The following is an 18564-nucleotide window of genomic DNA, read 5'->3' as shown; positions in this document are numbered from 1 at the left end:
AGGGATTTTGGGTAGCCCGGAGTCGACTACCCAGGTCTTAAAAGATCAGGCGCTTTGCTGTTGCTGCTGGTTGAAAAGCAGCTCATTTAAGAAGTGAGCGACCCCATCATCATCATTACTACCAGCTCTGGGGTGCTCGGGGAGCTGTTGTTTCAGCCGGTCGTGGGCATTGGACATCACTACCCCAAGTCCTGCGGTTTTTAGCATCTCGTAATCATTCATTCCATCACCAAAGGCAACCGACTGCTCCGCCTTAAAGCCCTTCACCTTGAGTACAGCTTCAAGGGCGCTTCCCTTGTTCACTCCCTTGGCCATCACCTCCAGGCAGGTAGGAAGCGAGAAGGCGATATGCAGCTTGTCTCCTAACTGAGCTTCAAATACTTTTTCTAAAGCGAGCAGCTCCTCGTGAGAGCCGGAGAAAAATAGCTTGGTGGTTCCCTCTTTATCCAGGGATCTGAAATCACAGAGCTGGTAACTAAAAGCTGAGTCTGGATGGAACTCAAGAAGATCCGGGCTCTCTTGTTCAACAAACCATTCATCGCCACGGTAGATATTGGCATGCACACCGGTCGGCCGCTCGATCTCGAGTAGTTTTGCAACCAGTTTGGGCTCAATGCTTTGGGTATGGATGAGGTTATCTTGCTTATCATGCACCATGGCACCATTGCTGGTGATAAGGAAGCAATCAATGCCAAGTTGGCTGCGAATTTTTTGCACATCCTGGTGGTGGCGCCCGGTCGCAAGTATAAATTTGTATCCCTGATCCAGGAGCTGATGAATTACCTGGCGGGTATAGGGACTGATTTGATGAGCCTGATTGAACAGGGTTCCATCCAGATCGGAGACAACAACTTTATACATTGGCACAATACCTCGTGATGCTTGGGATAGGAAACAGCCGCTAGTGTAACGAAAACCACTGGAGGACAATATTTATTTAGAGGTGTTAAATATTGATAGCTCCGAAGATTCAGGGATGGGGGCGTGACGTTTTGTAACTGGCATGGAATCAGTTGCACAGTTTCTCTACAATAGGCGCCTCTCAACTGGAGGTAACAGCGAATGCGTAGAGAGTTGGCAATCGAATTTTCACGGGTAACCGAGGCTGCCGCCTTGGCAGGTTATAAGTGGTTGGGGCGCGGTGATAAGAACCAGGCCGATGGCGCCGCGGTTGAAGCGATGCGGATCTTGCTCAATCAGATCGATATTCAGGGTGAGATTGTCATCGGTGAGGGTGAAATCGATGAAGCACCCATGCTGTATATCGGTGAAAAGGTTGGAACCGGCGAGGGAGCGGCAGTGGATATTGCGGTCGATCCTATCGAGGGGACCCGAATGACCGCCATGGGCCAGGGCAATGCATTGGCGGTGCTGGCTGTGGGTGATAAAGGTACCTTCCTCAAGGCTCCCGATATGTATATGGAGAAGCTGATTGTTGGACAAGGCGCCAAAGGGGCCCTGGATCTCAATAAGCCTCTGGAAGAAAACCTGGTATCGATTGCCAAGGCACTGAATAAGCCTATGGAGCGTCTGACCGTGATGACCCTGGCCAAGCCCCGGCACGATGCGGCAATTGCCAGCATGCAGCAGATGGGCGTGCGGGTGTTCGCGATTCCCGATGGCGATGTTGCCGCTTCGATTCTTGCTTGCCTGCCTGAAAATGAGGTGGATGTTCTCTATGGTGTCGGCGGGGCTCCCGAAGGGGTGATCTCTGCGGCCGTGGTTCGTGCTCTGGATGGTGATATGCAGGGGCGTCTGCTTCCCCGTCACCAGGTGAAGGAAGATACCCCCGAGAACCGCCGTCATGGTGAGCTGGAGATCGAACGCTGTCGTGAACTGGGCCTGGAGTGTGGTCAGGTGCTCAAGATGGCAGAGCTTGCCAAGAACGACAATGTGATCTTTTCGGCTACCGGGATCACCAAGGGGATCTGTTAGGCGGGATCACCAGTGATGGTTGTTTTGCTCATACCGAGACCCTGTTGATCCGTGGTAAGAGCCGGACGATTCGCCGAATTCAGTCAACTCATTACCTGGATCGTAAAGATCCTCAGGTAAAAGAGCTGATTTTATAGCAATTTTGTGGGCCAGATGGGCCTGCTGGCGGGTTATTGTTCACAGACACGGCTATTTTACTTGATAGTGGCGGCTGACAGTGGAACAATAGCGCATCGGAATTTTTAGTCCCGAGCCGGTTTTTCTTGATCTTTAAAACCAGATCCTGTATAAAAACCCGCCTTTCAGTGCCTCTTATTTTTGACGGCCAAAGAGGCACATAAAGCTCGAGCAAGAAAGTAAGATTTTTGGAGACTATTTGACATGTCTAGAGTATGCCAAGTAACTGGCAAACGCCCAGCTGTTGGTAACAACCGCTCGCACGCAAACAACGCAACTAAGCGTCGTTTCCTGCCAAACCTGCACTCACACCGTTTCTGGGTTGAGAGCGAGAACCGTTTTGTAAAACTGCGTGTATCTGCTAAAGGTATGCGTATCATCGATAAAAAGGGTATCGACGCCGTTCTGACGGAAATGCGTGCCCGTGGTGAGAAGATCTAAGGAGTAACTCATGGCTGCTAAAGGTATTCGTGAAAAAATCCGTCTGAACTCATCCGCTGGTACCGGTCACTTCTACACGACCACTAAGAACAAGCGTACCATGCCTGGTAAGATGGAAATCAAAAAGTACGATCCCGTGGTTCGTAAGCACGTGATGTACAAAGAAGGCAAAATCAAGTAATTGATTACAGCTTTTGTTAAAAAAACCCGGCCATTGGCCGGGTTTTTTAGTATATATGGATAAAGATCCACAGGAAGTGAGGGGCGTATGGTGCGATTAACCCGCAAGGGCTGGAACAATGTCCTGATCTTTGCCGTGATGGCAATCATACTACTGTTTCAGCTGGCTGATCGCAGGATCCAGCGCAATGCTCCCGCCGAGCAGATCCTGAGTCTGCTTCCTAAGGATGCGGTGATCCTGACCTGGAAGGGCCCGGATTATAGCATTGAGCGCATCGGCAACAGCTGGCGAGTCCAGCCGGCACTTAAGATTAGCTCTCTGCAAATATCTTCCCGTCTTGATTACTGGTTGCACCAGCAGTGGCCTAAATCCCCGAATCAGCAGTTCCCGGAGCAGGGAGAGGTGATTAGGGTGTGGCTGGCGGGTCATGATCAGCCTCTGTTGTTAACCCTGTCTCGCTTTCAGGGGGACTATTATGTCCGCAATTGGCTTGGGGTATGGCTTCAGGTAACATCAGAAGATTACTGGAAATTAAAGGAACTGGTGGTCGAGAAAAATGCCTGAGCTACCCGAAGTGGAAGTGAGTCGTCAGGGAATTGAACCCTGGCTGCTTGAGCAAACAATTGAGCAGATCAAGGTGCGTACTCCCAAGCTACGTTGGCCGGTTCCTGACGAGGTTAAGCGGGTGGAGGGGGCCAAGATCATCCGAGTCTCCCGCAGAGCCAAGTATCTGCTGCTGGAAACCACAGGCGGCACCCTGCTGATCCATCTCGGGATGTCGGGGAATGTGCGGGTGCTGCATTCGCCACCGAGGCCGGGAAAGCACGATCACCTGGATATCCTGCTGGGCAATGGCTCGGTGTTGAGATTTCATGATCCCAGACGCTTTGGTGCCGTCCTGTGGCAGGAGGGAGATGGGCTTTTGCACCCTCTGTTGGCCCAACTTGGCCCTGAGCCGCTCTGTGATGAGTTTGACGCTGATTATTTGATTCATTGCAGTACCCGGCGCTCTATTTCAATTAAGCAGCTTCTGATGGATTCTAAGGTGGTTGTTGGCATAGGGAACATTTACGCCAATGAGGCACTATTTCGTGCCCGGATATCACCGCGGATGATAGCCTGCCAACTGACCCGTGAGCAGGCTCAGATCCTGGTCGACTCAATTAAGCGAACCCTGATTGAGGCGATCGGTGCCGGAGGGACGACCCTCAAAGACTTCCTACAGGCAGATGGTAAGCCCGGATATTTTGCCCTGAACCTCAATGTCTACGGGCGGGAGGGGAGCCCTGTCCGGACTGCCAGCATCCGATCGAGAAGTTTGTCCAGGGACAGCGGGCAACCTTCTGCTGCCCCAGGTGCCAGGAGGCACCGAAGGGTTAGTGCAGCTGTGCTGCATCGATGCCTGGGTGCCGGCAGCACATTACTTTTGTATCGCCAAAAGTAATCAAAAACTCGCTTCGTACTGTGAGTCCCTCCACAGAACTACGCAGCTCGACATCCTGTCTCGGAAAAACTGTGAGTGGTTCGTCCCCACATTCGTTCAGAGGCTGGATGACTGTTCTAAAGGCTTCCATAGCTCAGTCTCTTTTTAGGTGATAGTGAGACGTCAGTGTGACAGAGCTCCATAATCTTATTTGATAGGAGCTCAAGCTATCCAAGTTATGTGGTACTGATTGCAAGACTTAGTCAGAGAAGCGAGCCAGTAATCGCTCTTTAACCCTGGGATCGACGAACTGGGAGACATCACCGCCATGCAGGGCTACTTCCTTGATGATGGAGGAGGAAATAAATGAGTTCTCTTCGGCCGGAGTCAGGAATACGCTCTCCAGTTCTGGCATCAGGCGGCGATTCATGTTTGCCAGCTGAAACTCATACTCAAAGTCTGAGACGGCTCGCAGTCCCCTGAGTAGCACATTGGCATTGCTTTGTTTGGCGAGATCGACCAGTAATCCGGAAAAGCCGATGATCGACACATTGGGATAGACGGAGGTGACCTGGCGCGCCATTTCAACCCGCTCTTCAAGATCAAACAGCGGCTTTTTACTGGGACTGGCTGCGACCCCCACGATCACCTGATCGAACAGCCGGGAGGCCCGGGCGATCAGATCGGTATGGCCATTGGTGATGGGATCAAAGGTTCCGGGGTAGATTACGCGGATGGTCATGGTGTTGTCACATCATAAAAGGGTTTTCGCGCATTATAGCCAAGGGAGCCTGGCAATAGCGACCCCTTGAGATAATCTACAGCTGAGAAATCTGCCACTGACATTGCTGGCCAGATAAAACACTCTTGCCTGAAATTGTGCGTTCATCACTCATATAGCCATGGGGGGTGACCTTGAAATCACTACCTTGGCTCTGAAGCGAGTCATTTAACAAACTGAATTTTGTTATCATGCGTTGGTGCGATTCAAACCCTGAGCGGATGAGAGAGATAGAATGAGGGATGGTGAATGAAGCGGGTCCTGGTGGTTCGAAACGATAAGATAGGGGATTTCATGCTGGCCTGGCCGGCATTTGCCATGCTCAAGCTTTCTATGCCTGAGGTCGAGGTTTGTGCCCTGGTTCCCGGGTATACGGCGCCCCTGGCGAGATTATGCCCCTGGATTGACCGGGTAGTGACCGATCCTGGTAAGCGTGCCGAGCGAAGTGAGCAAAAAGCCCTTCTGCGGGAGTTACGCGAGCTTAAGTGCAGTGCGGCCATCTGTATTTTCTCCAACACCCGTAATGCGCTTTTGGTCAAGAAGGCGCGGATCCCCGAGCGCTGGGCTCCGGCAACCAAGCTGGCCCAGTTTCTCTATAACCACAGGGTAGTTCAGCGCCGCTCTCGCTCTGAAAAGCCGGAGTCAGAATATAACCTGGATCTGGTTCGAGCCTTTCTGCAGTATCAGCAGCGCGACATTGTTGAACCCCTGGCTCCCTATCTGACGATCCCCCCTGATAGCAAGACAGCTTGTCGACTAAAGGTCGCGTGTGAACTTGAGTTGGATGCTAACAGTCCCTGGGCTTTGGTGCATTCCGGAAGTGGTGGCTCGGCCAATAACCTCTCGTTACAGCAGTATGCCGGGCTCATCGCGACACTGGCAAAGCAGCAGCCTCAGTGCCAATGGCTTCTAACCGCAGGGCCGGGAGAAGAGGATCAAACCCAGAAATTAGCCGAGCTGTGCCGTGAGCTTGGGGTGAATGTGGCTCTGTACATATCACAGGGTGGGCTGGAGCAGTTTTGTGAGGTGATCGCGAATGGCGCGCTGTTTATCGCAGGCAGTACCGGCCCTTTGCATATTGCCGGGGCACTCGATGTTCCGACCATAGGTTTTTTCCCAAGCCGGCGCTCGGCAACCCCCCTTCGCTGGCAGCCCCTCAATAGCGATGGGAATCATCAGGCGTTTGCTCCACCCCGGGGGAGGAGCAGCAACAGGATATGTCCCTTATTCGGGTTGCTGAAGTTGCGGCCAGTGTTAAGCCTCGGGTGGCTCAGTGGTTGAACGGATCCACAGATCAGCATATTTGACGAAGGTGGAGTGCGCCGACAGCACGGATAGTAGAAAGCCCTGTTTACCATCGAGAAAACCAGCCTTGAGGAAGTACATCTTCATAAAACAGCCGATGGCATGGCCGATTCCCTGAGAGAGGCTGGATTTTTTGCCACGTTTCTGGCGCTGCTCGGCCCACATCTTGGCGTAGTAGGCTGACTTAGTCAGGTAGTGGTTCAGATCCCGGTAGGTGTAGTGGAGAAGATCGCCCTTGAGCGGTATGACACTTTGTCCTTGTGGGATCTCTACCTTCTCGTGAACCATGGCATCATTATAGCCGGTCAGCATCGTTGGATAGAGACGGATCACCCGGTCCGGATACCAGCCACAGTGGCGGATAAAGCGGCCGAATACCCAGCTTAGCCGGGGGATGGAGTAGAGCCCCTGGCGGTTTTCCGCAAGAACGGACTGAATATTTTGTCTTAGTTCAGGGGTGACCCGCTCATCGGCATCCAGCCACAGGATCCAGTCACTGCTGACATGTTTCTGAGCAATCTGGCGCTGCCTGCCATAGCCCTGCCAGTTATCATTGGTGAAATATTTATCTGTATATTCCCGAGCGATCGATTCTGTATTGTCACTGCTACCACTATCAAGAATCACTATCTCATCGACCCACTCTTTGACTGTTTCCAGACAGGGGCCAAGATTTTCAGCTTCGTTTTTGACGATCAATACGGCAGCAATACTGGCTTGACTCATGATGTGTTATCCAAGGTTGTAGTGAGACAATATATGATTCAACTGGGATTTGACCTGCTCTACTGTGATCGTGCTCATCGCTTGATCATCTTTAAGACGAGTGCGCCAGGGGAGCTCATCCAGGCTTTTTTGGTTCTGGGCTTCCACGAGTGGCAGGTAGACACTGACCACGAACTGCCGATCCCGATAGGGGCCGGTACGCTCTGGGTTGTGGTGGGCATAAAGGCCCAAGGCCGGAGTACCGACTGTGGTTGCCATGTGCAGAGGCCCGGTATCTGGTGCCAGTACCAGGGAGGCCTGCTCAATCAGAGCCAAAAGCTGCTTGAGGTTGGTTTGACCCACCAGGTTGTGTAGCGAGCTCTGGGCGAGGGATTGGATCTCCTGTGCCAGCCGCTGCTCATGGGGGGCTGGTCCACCACATAGCAGTACCTCGAAACCGCGACTCACGGCATAGTCAGCGATTGCGGCATAGCCCTGAGGGGTCCAGTTTTTGTAATCCTGACTAGCGGCAGCCGAGATAATGAGAGTCCTGTTTGAGGGATATGTTGCTGTGCCCAGTTTCTATCTTGATCAGAGATGGGCATATGCCATTCAGGTTTGATATTTGGGTCAACACCGAGTTTGTAAGCAAACTGCATGAAGCCATCAAGCACATGAGGTGATGCCGGTGATTTCACCTTACAATTGGTAAAGAGTCCCTGCAGATCTTTGCTCCGTACCTTGTCAAAACCAAGTTTATGGCGTGCCCGGATGCCAAGGGAGAGAATACTGGCTCTGAGAGCTGCCTGCATATGTAGCAGCGCATCAAAGCGTTCTCCTTTGATCTTTTTCCAGATCTCCAGATAGCCTTTTCGACCTGCTTTTTTGTCAAAGGCGATGATACGGATCCCGGGTAAGCCTTGCAGTAGTTTGGCCTCAATACTACCGGCTACCCAGGTTATCTCTGTCTCTGGCCATTGGCGCTGAATCGCCTGTACGGCCGCGATGGCATGGCAGACATCACCAATCGCGGACAGGCGCAAAATGCAGACAGATTTTGGACCCTCGTTGCCAAAAATGGGCATATCAGAACTCCGTTTAGATGATCGAGCCATTATGCAAAGGGCCGCATGCGTTGTAAAATTCATTTTTTCAGGAGAGTGCGATGATCACTGTAGTGCATGACAAGCGGCATACGCTGTTTTTCGACCCCGAAGTACTGGACTCTGTTCGCTCTGAGATGTTCAGCCCCGAGTATTGGCAGCAGCAGGATGCTGTGCTTGGATCCTCAACTGGCAGAGGCACCGCTTGGTTTGTGAAAAGGCCAACAGGGCCCCTGGTGCTGCGTCATTACTACCGGGGCGGAATGATTGGCCGGGTGTTGCGTGATCAGTTTCCTATGTTTGGCCTCAAGCGCTCACGAAGCTGGCGCGAGTTTGAGTTGCTTCAAAAACTTCACCAGGCTGGCTTGCCGGTTCCAAAACCAGTTGCCGGACAGATGGTGCGTAAAGGGGCCTACTGTAGCTGCGATATCCTGATTGAATTGCTCCAGGAGACCCGGGATCTGGTGGCTGCCTTACAGGATGGGCCCCTCGATGAAACGGCTTGGAAGCAGGTGGGAGCGATGATCCGCCGCTTTCATGACCAGCAGGTTTACCATGCCGATCTGAATGCCCACAACATACTGCAAGGCGAGGATGGACAGCTATGGCTCATCGATTTTGATAAGGGGGCAATTCGCCACCCGGGAAAATGGAAGCTGCAGAATCTGGAGAGGTTACTGCGCTCATTTCGTAAAGAAAAGTCTCAGCTTGCCAGTTTTCACTGGCAAGAGAGTGATTGGGAGAGTCTCATGGCAGGATATCAACAAGCTCCAGCTCAATCTCGTTGAGGGTTTTGGCCAAAGCCCCCTGATTGGCGGCCACCACATCCAGCGCTGCCGCACCCATGGCATCTCGTTGTTGCGGGTCGTTAAAGAGATTAAGCAAGGTCTCGGTCAACCCATCGGCATCACTGACGATCTTGGCACCCCTGTGATCCACTAGGTGGCGGGTGATCTCATCAAAATTAAAGAAGTTAGGACCGGTCAGGCAGGGGCGAGCCAGCGCCGCAGGCTCGAGCAGGTTATGCCCACCACGGGGAATCAGCGAGCCACCGACAAAGGCGATATCGCTGGCTCCATAGAGAAGAGGAAGTTCACCCATGGTATCCCCAAGATAAACCTTGGTGTGCTGACCAATCTCTTCTCCAAGCGAGCGGCGCGCCATGCGTAGCTGCGCTCCCTTCACCAGATTAGCAACAACATCAAAACGCTCCGGATGGCGTGGAACAATGATCAGTAGAGCATTGGGAAGCTTCTTTAGGAGGCTCTTGTGCGCCTCTAGGAGCTGCTCATCCTCCCCTTATGGGTACTGGCAGCAATCCAGATCGGGCGTTTGCAACCCAGGGTCTTGCGAAATGAGTGGGCTTTCTCAATCAGCTCTGCCGGATAGTTGATATCAAACTTGACTGAGCCTGTGATGGAGATTTTGGAATCAGGGACTCCCAGAGCCCTGAAGTTATCTGCATCCGGTTTGTGCTGACACAGGATTTTTTTGAGGTTACGCTGCATCCCCTTGAACAGCCCTAAAAAGCGCCGGTAACGGCGGCAGGTACGATCCGAGAGGCGAGCATTAAGCACCAAAGCCGGGATATTACGTTTATGGCACTGGGCCAAGAGGTTGGGCCAAAGCTCGGTCTCCATGATAAGCAGCGCCCGAGGGGAGGTTTTATTCAGAAAGCGCCTTATTGCCCCCGGAAAATCCAGAGGTGCGTAGCGATGCTCCACCAGATCCGCTAAACTAGCGGCCTGTTCAGCTCCGGTGCGGGTGGTGGTGGTTAGCAGTATGGGGAGCTCAGGATGACGCTGCTTAAGTTCCCGGATCACAGGCGTTGCCGCAACGACCTCACCAACAGATACGGCGTGTAGCCACAGTGGCTCTCGGGCTTTGAGCTTCGGGATATAGCCTAAATGCTCTTTCCAGCGCTCGGCATAGCCTTTTTTGCCTTTACGGGGCCGATATAGCAGGAATAGAGCCAGAGGGCTGAACAGATAGATTAGCAGCGTGTAGAGAGTGCGAAACACAGAGTACCCGAGCGGTATGCCAAAAATTGGCAACAGTATCTACTAAAGGCACGGGACAACACAAGCTCTGCAGGCACGAGGCTCTGAGTTAAACCGATTTTTGAAAGTAAGCTCACAATGAATCATCTATGGACTGAACAGCGGGGACTCTATGTCTCAAAGAAAGCAAAGCAATATTTAGCAAACTTCGACCCAAAGTCTGTCAAAAAGATAGCTGTAATTCGTCATGCCGCCTTTGGTGATATGGTGATAACGCGGGCTTTTTTGGTGGAAGCCAGACGTTTTTTCCCCAATGCTGAGATCACTCTGTCTGTCGTCACCAACTATTGTTATTCTGCTCCCGAGGATCTGGTTGACCGGATGCATTACCAGTACGGCACAGATCCAGAACACAGGAAAAAAGGGATCTACGAGCGAGCTTGCAACATGCGCGAGCTTGGGGAGCAGGATATTATCTTTGATCTGGCAGCAACCAACCGTTCTTCCTATCTGATGTTACTCTCTAAGGCTAAATTAAAGATCGGTTTTCCTTATCTGGGTATTCAGCAGAGGCTTTTATATGATCTGGCGATTCCAAGGCCCGATCAGCTTACGGAACTCGATTGTATGCTAAGTATGCTGACGGTACTTGGTCATTTGCCGCAAAATCCACCGAATTATGCTTATCCGGATCACCGTTTAGTGGACAGGCCTGAGAAGGCCTATGTCGTTTATTTCAATGGCGCATCTTTGGCGAGTAAGCGCTATCCAAATGAGCTGACTTACAAATTAATTGAGCTGTCAGCTCGTGTGTTACCTGAGTATCAGCATGTATTCCTTGAAGGAATCAAAAAAGATGAGCGAGGGGATTTCCTTCAGGGATTAGTAAAGAGTGAAAAGAATGTATCGATTCAAGCGACCATGCCTCTGGATGATCTCACCTCCTATCTGGCTAAAGCTAGTGTAGTCGTAAGTCCGGATACTGGGGTGCGTAATCTTGCGATCTGCACCCATACTCCCACAGTTGGGATCTTTTATTCGACAGTTCCATTTCGTTACTGGCCGCGTTATGAGCCGGGGCATATTGTCGTTATCAATTCCGATGGTTCAAAGCCGCAGCCTGAGCAAGTTCTCCATGAGCTAAATACTGCTCTTGTAGCCAGTAAGAGCAGAGCAACAGCGAAACCTATTGGGGCAATAGACAGTGATAAGAGGATTACAGCGTGAAGTACTTGGTGGTTCAGACTAAAGAGATCGGAGATGTGCTGTTTTCGACCTCACTTTGCAATACTCTCAAATTAAACTTTCCAAATGCTCAGGTAGACTACCTGGTGATGGACTACTGTGCAGGGATGGCGGAGAACAATCCTCATATAGATAACATCATAAAAATTGATAAAAAACAAAAAGATAGCTGGCGGTATCTCTGGTCTTTAATGATGAAGCTGCGCCGTCAAAACTATGATATGGTGATTAATAGTCAGGGACAGATTATTGGTTTACTCACTTGTCTATTTAGTGGTGCTCCAAGACGCATTGGCTTTAACTCGAAGTTCTGGCAGGTGGCTCATACGGAGCGAATTGCGTTTCGTGAGGCAACCGAAGATCAGGGCAATGGTTGGATCATAGATGATCGCTTTGCTCTGCTGAAGCCCCTGGGACTTAAGTATGAAGATAGAAGCTATAAAATCTGGCTCGTAGACACTGAGCTGGAGCAAGGTAAAGAAAAGCTAGTGGCTGCAGGAGTTGACCTAAGTAAGCCCCTTGTCGCTCTTGGTGTAAGTGTTCGCGGTTTGTACAAGCGCTGGCCAATTCAGTATTTTGAGAAGGTTGCGGCTCACCTCATCAAGCGACATGGGGCGCAGCTATTGGTTTATTCAGGGCCTGGGGAGCAGGAGTACAATCAGCAGCTTAAAAAAATGCTTCCTGAGGATTTGCAGGTCAATGTCTTCGATGAGATAGAGACTTCTTCGGTTCGTGATTTGTGCGGGCTATTCAGCCATTGTCAACTCTTTTTTGGGAATGACACCGGGCCACGCAATATGGCGCAGGCTCTGGGTCTTCCTACCCTGTGTGTGGCATCTCCGCGAAGCGATAAGGATATCTCCCATCCACGTAATCACCCCAGGTTCCGTGGGCTCTCCACCGGCGATGCTCTTGGGCTAAGTGAAGAAGAGTGGCTGAAGCTGCGAGCAGAAAAAATCACCAATGAGAATCAGTTCGAGTGGTTTGAAAAACTAACCCCTGAATTTGCGATTCAGGAGCTTGATCGCATGGTTGATGAGTTAGGCCTATTCGATCAATTTCATGCTGATATCTAAGACTTCTAATATCCTAATATAGTAAGGGGCATGATGCTGCCCCTATCATTATTCTGCTGCAAGCTCTGTCAGTGCTTTAATCACACGATCAGGTGACAGCTCTTTCAGGCACTTAAGGTGCCCTAGTGGGCATTCGCGCTTAAAGCAGGGGCGGCACTCAATATCTGTATGCAGGATCTCAATCCTCTGGGCCAGTGGCGGCGTGTAGCCTGGTGAGCTGGAGCCATAGAGTGCAATCAAGGGTCTTTGCAATGCAGCAGCTACATGCATCAGCCCTGAGTCATTACAAACAACGGCTGAGCATAGACTGATCAGATCGATAGCATCCACCAACTGGGTCCTGCCGGCAAGATTGTGGGAATACTGCTGTAGCTCTTCTGGAAGTCGGTTGCAGATGGATTGAGCGGCTTCGCTATCCTTTTGAGAGCCAAACAGCCAGACTTGCCCACCTTGCTCAATATGATGCTCTGCAACCCTGGCATAATACTCTGCTGGCCAGCGCTTGGCTGGACCAAACTCTGCGCCAGGGCAGAGCCCGAGTATGCTTTTTTTCGCTGTGAGTTTTAATTTCTCAAGCAGCGCTTGTTGATTTTCAGGATCTATTTTGAGTTCAGGGTGAGGGAAGTCTGGGAGATTTGCTGATGATTGCATCTGCTCCCTAGAATAGGCCAATGCGACATAGCGTTGAACCATCAAGGGAAAATCTTGCTTGTTTGAGCGCAGATCATTGAGGAGCCCATAGCGACTCTCACCCTTCCAGCCGGTTCGTAGTGGGATTTTGGCAACAAGAGGGATTAGGGCTGATTTTAGGGAGTTTGGAAGAATATAGGCTCTATCATAGCTTTCAACTCTCAGGCTTTTACCAAGGCGATAGCGAGTTCTTAGCTTAAACTCTCCATGCCCCAGAGGCATCTCGATCGCTGTGTCGATCTCTGGCATTCGAGAGAGCAAAGGTAGGCACCACTTTGGAGCCATTACATGCAGCTCACAACCATGCTGCTGCTTGATCGTTTTATACAGGCTTTGGGACATCACCATGTCGCCAATCCAGGATGGAGCTATAACCAGAATTTTCATTGTCTGAACTTACTCATTTAGAGGCTTATGTTGTAAAGCTACATGCGTTATACCCCTTTAGGGATGAACTAAAATACATGAGCAGATAAAACCTAATATCTTTAAGCTTAAGTATCATGCCATTTTTGTCGGTGCCTTAATGAACTGGAGAGTTTGGGTCTTTTTAAAACGAATAGGAGCAAAGCCCATGGTGACTTTCTTCTGAGTGATTTTAAAAATAAACGCAAGGTGTATTTAAGCTTTATTATGCTTGATGCTATTACCCCGAAGTGTTTATCTAAAAAGTAAAAGAAAGAGATATAGAATTCTTTTTCAATGTCTATATTCCTAGAGGTGCTACCTCCACCTTCATGATTTATTATTGCATCTGGTATGTAGGATATAGAATAGCCATTTTTTTTAATCCTTAAAGAAATATCTTCTTCCTCGCAATATAAGAAGAAATTTGTATCAAGACCGCCAATTTCATAAAACTTATAAGCGTCAAAAAACATGGCACAACCCGACACCATAGGTACATTTATTGGGGCGCTGTATTCCTTTTTCCTTTTTGGGTATGCATTTGGTGAAAATAATCGACAGAATGAAGAGCCTAGCCAAACTTTTGAAATGGACGGAAGGTAGTCAAATGAGGGGACTAATTTATTTTCATCATCGATACACTTGGGAACAGATAGTGCAACACTTGAGTTGTGTGTCATATAATCAAACATATATTGCACTACATCGTTAATAAGTATTGAGTCATTATTTAATAAAAATAAATACTTTCCCTGCGCTATGTTTGCTCCTGTCATGTTTCCAAGAGCAAAGCCACTATTGACTTTGCTCTTTATTAATATAACTCGGCTGTTATCAGCAAGGCTTTCATTGAGATTGTTCCAATCTTCTCTATCTGAGTTGTTATCAACTATTATTATCTCATAAACTAGAGCGGATTGTGATTTCTCAATAATTGAGTTCACACAGTTTATTGAGAACTGAGATGAGTTATAGTTCACTAAAATGATTGACACATCAATGTTGAGTGGTGATGTATTAATTTCAGTCATGGATTTATTCATTTTGAATCCTTCGTGTCGGATAAAGCTGAATAAAATAAAACTAGAGTAAAAAAGTAATAAATACTTCCAGAGTTATGCCCAAAAAATAGTTGTGAGAAGCCAAATCCCATAGAGCTAATTACAATCATGGCACCAGCTTGGGCTACTACCAAGTCTACTCCATACATCTTTCTAGAGTGACGAATAAAAATAATCAAAGGAATGAGAAAAACAGCCATCACCTGAAGAAATCCAATTATTCCCCGTTTTTGAATGGAATCAAAATATTCACTATGAGCATGCATATTGCAGGCCCAGTTTCGGTATATGTAGTAGCTAAGTTCACCCTGATTATATTGTGCAGTTTTATCCTGGCATAGCCCAGTCTGGCTCCACCCTGTCAGAGGTTTATGGGCGAAGCTTCGCCATGCACTAGACCATAGCAGGAGGCGAGTTCCAATAGAACTATCTTGGCTCAGGTATTGGCCATCCTTAATCATATCTACCTGATGTATTGTTTTATTTATCGAGCTTTGGATGCCAAATTTTGGGGTTAGCATAATAGAAAAAATAATGATAATAACTACGCCGGCGACTATTTTTAGCCGTCTGGAGAAGAAGGCTCGATTAGTCCAAATAAGGTAAATAAGGATAAACGGAAAAAGTAACCACCCCCCGCGACTCTGAGATGCAACGCTCCCAAAAACGCCAAGGAATGTCGCGAGAAGATAAAACAGAGACCAATCATACCTCTTCAACTTGAGGTGATAAAAAAGTGCAACCAAAGAAATGGTTCCGAATGCCATGCAGATATCACCAGCCTGTATTGGCATATTGTTTGATAAAGCCCTAGGCATATGTAAAAAGAACTTTTGATAGCCGGCAAAAATGCCGCTGACTATGGCCCCTAATGCAAAACTAATCAATAAGCAGCTTGATTTCGGCGGGTAGCGTAGTAATAGAATCAAAATGGCAACCGCCATTATCGCCCGGCTGGGTCTGTCTAGTTGACTTATGTCTTCATGATACACCAGCATGAAACTAAGGTAGACAAAGAAGTATAATAAGAGTGCGCTAATAAGCCATAAGGTCTCTTTATTTAGACGATAACTGGAAGGTATAAATAAAAATGGTAGAGCAATTAGCAGTAAGAGTGCCGGGGAATAGTTATAGCCACCACTGAATATCAAGGATAGAGGAGCAAATAAAAAAACGATAATAGATATCACAAGATGAAGTGACATATTTTTAGGTATAAAATGCTTTAACATTAACACTTCTCTTTTCTAAAGGTATAATTGCCATGAATTTTACGCCATAATCCAAAAGTATTTGTACGGGGGAAAATCGCGATCCGGCGGATCTGGTAAAGATCTTCATGGAGTGGCAGTGGACCTGAGTTGGTGGCTACCGCATAAGGGTATCCCCATTTTTGGGCTTGTAGCTTACTGCTTCTATCCAAGTCGCCATATGGATAAGCAAAAGAGTTCAGAGGCTTGCCTATCCATTGTTCGAGGATCTTCTTGTTTGTTTCGATCTCATATATCTGCTCCTCTTCGGTCAGTTGGCTTAGTCTTGGGTGACTCTGGGTGTGTCCGCCAAACTCAACCAATCCGGAAGCATCCATCTCTTTGACTTGTTCGCGGGTCATAAGTTCAAAGCGTTTCTCTGGGTTATCTGGGTTTTCTACATCCCAACGGTTGAAAACCTCTCCGGTTACCGCATAGATCACCGCTTTAAAATTGTACTTTTTGAGAAGTGGCAGCAGGTAGTGGTAATTATCGGCAAAGCCATCATCAAAGGTCAGCATGATACTGCGTCGTCCCGGAGCCAGCCGACTTGCCATGCCATCACGCTTTAAGTCCTCAAAGGTGATGGTCTCAAAGCCCATTTTCTTAATTAGTTTAAAATGCTTTTCCAGCATCTTGAGATCGACCCAGGTCCCATGGACTCCTCTCTCAGAGGCATCTTTTGTGACTCTATGGTACATGATGATCGGCATCTCACGCTTATGCTTGCGCACATAGGTGCTCTGATAGAGGTACTCAAGCTTGCGAGTGACCTCTTCCAGTTCATACTCTGTGAGCACAGTCTCACGAAGCTTAGGCGGATTAACCGGGCTAGCCAGTGCATTTTCGACATCACGTTTGATAGCCTGAAAATCGATCTGCAGATCTTTAGGGCCTATGTCACCGAAGTTGGAGGTCATCGCCTGCTGGATGTTATCCAGGGTCAGATGACCGATGGCAAAGGCCTCTCCGATAGCAACCGTGGGGCGCTCCATTAACAGGGCCTCGATGGCAACGCGTCCTGCTCCTATCACCAAATCAGCTTTAGCCAGGGCGCTTGGAATATCACTGACATGCCCAGCAAAATCGATCCTGTCTAAGAAGGATTTGAAGCGGTCAGGAAGTGTAGAGCCTGAGATGATCTGCACCTGGTACCTGTCAAGATCCAGGACTTCATCCAGTAGCCTGTAACAAACTTCTCCCTTGGGGCCGGTCAGGCGTCCCACAATTGAAATTATGGGCTTAGAGTTGCGAGGAGTAGGTTGTGGAGTAAAGGCGCTCGCATCTACTCCATTACGGATCACCTGAAGCTGGCTTTCCTCAAATTCAAGTTCCCGAATCAATTGCTCAGCAATCGCTTCACACACGGCAACCGTCCGATCGCCCATGGCGCGAAATAGTTTGCGGGACTTATGCACCGGCTGACGGCCGTGGACCGTGGTGATGAGTGGAACGCCGATGAGCTTACAGGCGACCTGGCAGCTCCAGCTTGAGGCGCGGGAATGGGCATGCACCAGCTGGATCTTGTGTTTTTTTATGAGGTAGATGAGTCGTCCGACATGCCAGAAACGGCGAAATAGACTGCGCTTATTAAAGCGCAGTCCGAAAAATTGCCCCTGATGGGGCATAGTCAGTGTATCTGAGACATAACTGACGTTATGGCCAAGCTCGGTGAGACGGTCACCTATGGTGGTAGCGTAAACTTCTGCCCCGGTGATCTCCAGCTGAGACAGGGCCATCAAAATATTCATCTATTTTTATGCCTTGTTCAGCCAATCCATATACTTGGCAACACCCTCGGCAACGCTGTTAAACGGCTGGTCATAGCCTGCATCGCGAAGCTTAGTGAGATCGGCTTCGGTGAAGCACTGATAGCGTCCCTTTAGATGATCCGGGAACGGGATATACTCAATCTCTCCCTTGCCATGGTGGCGAATCACAGAGTTTGCAACGTTCCTGAAAGGTTCTGCCTTGCCGGTGCCACAGTTAAAGATCCCGGATTTTTTGGCATTTTTCCAGAACCAAAGGTTAACCTTGCAGACATCTTCGACATAGACAAAGTCACGCATCTGGCCGCCATTTTCATAGCCTTCGGTGCCTTCAAACAGTTTGGGATTTTTTCCATCAAGCATCTGGTTGTTCAGGTGGAAAGCAACGCTCGCCATTGAGCCCTTGTGCTGCTCGCGAGGGCCGTAGACATTGAAATATTTAAGACCGACGATCTGAGCCTCTGCGTGCGGCAGCATACGGCGTACGTACTGGTCAAACAGTTGCTTAGAGTAGCCATAGACATTCAAAGGCTGCTCAAACTTAGGATCTTCGATAAAGTTATCGGTCCGTCCACCATAAGTGGCAGCAGAAGAGGCGTAGATGAAGGGGATGCTATGCTCCTGGCAGTAGTGCAGCAGATCCTTGGAGTACTCGTAGTTGTTCTCCATCATGAACTTGCCATCCCACTCTGTGGTAGCTGAGCAAGCCCCCTGATGGAAGATCACCTCAATGCCGTTCCACTCTTCGAAGATATCGCCGGAGACAATGCGGGCAATGAACTCATCTTTATCCAGATAATCGGCGATCTTGAGATCCACTAGGTTGACAAACTTGGTGCCATCGGTGAGATCGTCTACCACAACGATATCTTCCCTGCCCTGCTCGTTGAGCATCTTAACCAGATTGCTGCCGATAAATCCTGCGCCGCCAGTAACGATAATCATAGTGCTTCCATCCTGTTCTCGGAGTCGGTAAAACAATTTAACTGGCGAATATTAGCATGAAGATAGACT

General features: G+C 49.1%; 14 protein-coding genes and 5 pseudogenes. 9 read left to right on the top strand and 10 right to left on the bottom strand.

Annotation, left to right across the window (positions count from 1 at the left end):
* Window positions 1-45: 45 nt before the first annotated feature.
* On the bottom strand, window positions 46-861 hold the full coding sequence (locus tag DB847_RS21545) for a Cof-type HAD-IIB family hydrolase (RefSeq protein WP_108652508.1): 816 nt from the start codon (window positions 859-861) through the stop codon (window positions 46-48).
* 201 nt (window positions 862-1062) lie between these two features.
* On the opposite strand from DB847_RS21545, the pseudogene glpX reads away from it, so the two are divergent.
* The 5 genes and pseudogenes from glpX (at window position 1063) to mutM (ending at window position 4114) form a co-directional block, all read left to right on the top strand.
* Window positions 1063-2072 (top strand): annotated as a pseudogene (gene glpX, locus DB847_RS21540) (class II fructose-bisphosphatase).
* 244 nt (window positions 2073-2316) lie between these two features.
* Complete coding sequence (rpmB, locus tag DB847_RS21535; RefSeq protein WP_108652507.1) at window positions 2317-2553, top strand: 50S ribosomal protein L28; 237 nt, start codon at window positions 2317-2319, stop codon at window positions 2551-2553.
* A 10-nt stretch (window positions 2554-2563) separates the two neighbouring features.
* Entirely contained in the window at window positions 2564-2734 is a 171-nt protein-coding gene (gene rpmG / locus DB847_RS21530; protein ID WP_108652506.1) for a 50S ribosomal protein L33, read from the top strand.
* Window positions 2735-2821: 87 nt separating this feature from the next.
* Window positions 2822-3298, top strand: a complete 477-nt coding sequence (locus DB847_RS21525) for a hypothetical protein (protein ID WP_108652505.1) — start codon at window positions 2822-2824, stop codon at window positions 3296-3298.
* Window positions 3291-4114: pseudogene (gene mutM, locus DB847_RS21520) on the top strand (bifunctional DNA-formamidopyrimidine glycosylase/DNA-(apurinic or apyrimidinic site) lyase). Before DB847_RS21525 ends, mutM begins: the two are co-directional and overlap by 8 nt.
* Before the next feature lie 302 nt (window positions 4115-4416).
* Here the strand turns inward: mutM and coaD are convergent.
* Window positions 4417-4899, bottom strand: coding sequence for a pantetheine-phosphate adenylyltransferase (gene coaD, locus DB847_RS21510; protein ID WP_108652503.1), 483 nt, complete (start codon window positions 4897-4899; stop codon window positions 4417-4419).
* A 288-nt stretch (window positions 4900-5187) separates the two neighbouring features.
* Here coaD and DB847_RS21505 point away from each other — a divergent pair.
* Window positions 5188-6245, top strand: a pseudogene (locus DB847_RS21505) (glycosyltransferase family 9 protein).
* Here the strand turns inward: DB847_RS21505 and DB847_RS21500 are convergent.
* Both DB847_RS21500 and DB847_RS21495 read right to left on the bottom strand, forming a co-directional pair.
* On the bottom strand, window positions 6193-6969 hold the full coding sequence (locus DB847_RS21500) for a glycosyltransferase family 2 protein (protein WP_108652502.1): 777 nt from the start codon (window positions 6967-6969) through the stop codon (window positions 6193-6195). The pseudogene DB847_RS21505 and the gene DB847_RS21500 sit on opposite strands and share 53 nt — an antisense overlap.
* A 6-nt stretch (window positions 6970-6975) precedes the next feature.
* Window positions 6976-8033, bottom strand: a pseudogene (locus tag DB847_RS21495) (glycosyltransferase family 9 protein).
* A gap of 80 nt (window positions 8034-8113) precedes the next feature.
* Here DB847_RS21495 and DB847_RS21490 point away from each other — a divergent pair.
* Complete coding sequence (locus DB847_RS21490) at window positions 8114-8839, top strand: 3-deoxy-D-manno-octulosonic acid kinase (protein WP_108652501.1); 726 nt, start codon at window positions 8114-8116, stop codon at window positions 8837-8839.
* Here DB847_RS21490 and waaA read toward each other — a convergent pair.
* A pseudogene (gene waaA, locus DB847_RS21485) lies at window positions 8799-10072 on the bottom strand (lipid IV(A) 3-deoxy-D-manno-octulosonic acid transferase). The gene DB847_RS21490 and the pseudogene waaA overlap by 41 nt on opposite strands.
* A gap of 117 nt (window positions 10073-10189) precedes the next feature.
* Between waaA and DB847_RS21480 the strand changes: the two are divergent.
* On the top strand, window positions 10190-11278 hold the full coding sequence (locus DB847_RS21480; RefSeq protein ID WP_108652500.1) for a glycosyltransferase family 9 protein: 1089 nt from the start codon (window positions 10190-10192) through the stop codon (window positions 11276-11278).
* Complete coding sequence (locus DB847_RS21475; RefSeq protein WP_108652499.1) at window positions 11275-12372, top strand: glycosyltransferase family 9 protein; 1098 nt, start codon at window positions 11275-11277, stop codon at window positions 12370-12372. The genes DB847_RS21480 and DB847_RS21475 overlap by 4 nt, the downstream gene beginning before the upstream one ends.
* A gap of 48 nt (window positions 12373-12420) precedes the next feature.
* Here the strand turns inward: DB847_RS21475 and waaF are convergent, their stop codons facing one another.
* The 5 genes from waaF to rfaD all read right to left on the bottom strand — a co-directional run bounded on the left by waaF (window position 12421) and on the right by rfaD (window position 18495).
* Complete coding sequence (waaF, locus tag DB847_RS21470; RefSeq protein WP_108652498.1) at window positions 12421-13449, bottom strand: lipopolysaccharide heptosyltransferase II; 1029 nt, start codon at window positions 13447-13449, stop codon at window positions 12421-12423.
* Window positions 13450-13556: 107 nt separating this feature from the next.
* Window positions 13557-14513 (bottom strand): glycosyltransferase family 2 protein, encoded by a 957-nt coding sequence (locus DB847_RS21465; protein WP_108652497.1) that lies wholly within the window; start codon window positions 14511-14513, stop codon window positions 13557-13559.
* The gene (locus DB847_RS21460; RefSeq protein ID WP_108652496.1) at window positions 14510-15763 is read right to left on the bottom strand and encodes an O-antigen ligase family protein; all 1254 of its coding nucleotides are present in this window, start codon (window positions 15761-15763) and stop codon (window positions 14510-14512) included. The genes DB847_RS21465 and DB847_RS21460 overlap by 4 nt, the downstream gene beginning before the upstream one ends.
* Complete coding sequence (locus DB847_RS21455; protein ID WP_108652495.1) at window positions 15763-17532, bottom strand: polysaccharide deacetylase family protein; 1770 nt, start codon at window positions 17530-17532, stop codon at window positions 15763-15765. The genes DB847_RS21460 and DB847_RS21455 overlap by 1 nt, the downstream gene beginning before the upstream one ends.
* Window positions 17533-17538: 6 nt before the next feature.
* The gene (rfaD, locus tag DB847_RS21450; protein ID WP_108652494.1) at window positions 17539-18495 is read right to left on the bottom strand and encodes an ADP-glyceromanno-heptose 6-epimerase; all 957 of its coding nucleotides are present in this window, start codon (window positions 18493-18495) and stop codon (window positions 17539-17541) included.
* Window positions 18496-18564 lie beyond the last annotated feature (69 nt).

Origin of the sequence: Dongshaea marina (genome assembly GCF_003072645.1) — a bacterium.
Lineage (GTDB): Bacteria > Pseudomonadota > Gammaproteobacteria > Enterobacterales > Aeromonadaceae > Dongshaea > Dongshaea marina.
Note: the sequence above shows the minus strand (reverse complement) of the source record. Positions and strands in the feature narration are given on the sequence as shown.